This is a genomic window from [Collinsella] massiliensis (assembly GCF_002161605.1).
GTDB lineage: Bacteria > Actinomycetota > Coriobacteriia > Coriobacteriales > Coriobacteriaceae > Enorma.
Window position 1 is genome coordinate 1 of record NZ_NFIE01000040.1, and the last position, 1545, is coordinate 1545.

Annotated in this window: 1 protein-coding gene; it reads right to left on the minus strand. The window is 76.2% G+C overall.

Annotated elements, in window-relative coordinates; translation table 11 throughout:
- Window positions 1-17: 17 nt before the first annotated feature.
- Window positions 18-1271: an IS110 family transposase gene (locus B5G02_RS09960; protein WP_094336097.1), complete on the minus strand. Its 1254-nt coding sequence runs from the start codon at window positions 1269-1271 to the stop codon at window positions 18-20.
- Between the last annotated feature and the right edge of the window lie 274 nt (window positions 1272-1545).

The following is a 1545-nucleotide window of genomic DNA, read 5'->3' on the forward strand; positions in this document are numbered from 1 at the left end:
GACGCTCCTATTGTTTGTCAACCCTGATCCGCGGGAATTGGAAACCCGTCCTCGACCCAGGCGCGGTACCGCTCGCGCATCGACGGGCTCCCGCCCCTCCCGAGCTCGATTAGCGAGATGAGCCCCCGGGAGACCCCGAGCGCCGCGCCGGCCGCCTCCTGGCTGATCCCCGCGGCCCTCCTCGCCGAACCGAGCCCGCCCGGGTCGAAGCCCGGCGCGGCGCCCCGCGGGCCCGTGAGCGCCCGGTACGCCTCCCGCGCTATGTAGCGCTTGAGGCACCTCATGACCTCCCTGTCGGAGAGCCCCTCCGACCTGCGCCTCGCGGCGTAGGCCCGCGTCCTCGGGTCGTGGTCGAGCCTGTGGCGGGCGATCTGGTGGAGCGCGCTGTTCGCCCGGCGGTCCCCGCCCCGGTTGAGGCGGTGCCGCACGGTCCTGCCGCTCGAGGCCTCGACGGGCGAGGCGCCGCAGAGCGCCGCGAAGGCCGCCTCGGACGCCATCCTGCCGGGGTTGTCGCCGGCCGCGACGGCGAGCCGGGCGGCGCTCACGGCCCCGCACCCGTACATGGCGAGCAGGGCCGGGCAGCCCCCGCGGACGAGGCCCTCGATCTCGGCGAGGAGCCGCGCGGCGGCCTCGCGCGACGCCCGCCAGCTCTCCGCGAGGGCCCTCACGGCCCGCAGCGCCGACGCCGCGACCGGGTCGTCCGGCTCGGCCATCCCGAGGGCGGCGGGCATCGCGCGGTCGGCGCGCATGCCCCTCAGGGGCCCGGCGACCTCCTCGGGCGCGGACCTGGCGATGGCGATGGCGGCGTTCGCGGCGGCGGTCGCCGACGACACCAGCCTGTCGCGGGCCGCCAGCAGCGCCCGCGCGGACTCCACCCAGCCGTCGCGCGACTTGGGGACCGAGAGGCCCTCGCCCGAGAGCGCCTTGCGGGCCGCGCGCTCGGCGTCGACGGGGTCGCTCTTCCTCGACCCGCGCGGCCTCCCCCTCCTCTCCGGCTGCAGGACCTCCCAGACCGGCAGCCCGAGCTCGGAGAGCCTGCGCGCCAGCCCCGCCCCGTAGGTCGCCGTCCCCTCGACGCCGACCGCCACCGGCTCCCCGGCGCGGCGGACCGCCGCCGCGAGCGCGTCGTAGCCCTCCGGCGCCGCCGGGAACCGCTCGGAGAGCAGCACCCTCCCGACCGCGTCGAGCACGCACAGCCAGTGCTCGTCGGCGTGCGTGTCCACCCCCGCGAAGACCGCCCCCTCGGGCAGGTCGCCGTGATCGACCCTCATGCTCGTCTCCTCCCCGTCGTGGACCGTGCGCGCCCTGCGGGCGGGGCAGACAATGCACTGGCGGGAGCGCTACAATGCGGGTGTGTTCGGGTCCGCGGCGGCGCTCAGGCTCCTATCAGGTCATGCGGCCGCCCGAGGGCCCGGTGCGCGGCGCGGGACAGGTCGCTTTGAAGGCGGCCCCGCGGGGGCGCCAGCAGGTAGATGGGTCACCGCGCCGCGTACCGACATGGTATCCGCCGAACGGCGGTACGACCATATTGCAAATTATCAGTGC

Coding starts and splice junctions, on each gene's coding strand:
- B5G02_RS09960 (WP_094336097.1), bottom strand. CDS start 1,271: ATGAGGGTCGATCACGGCGACCTGCCCGAGGGGGCGGTCTTCGCGGGG.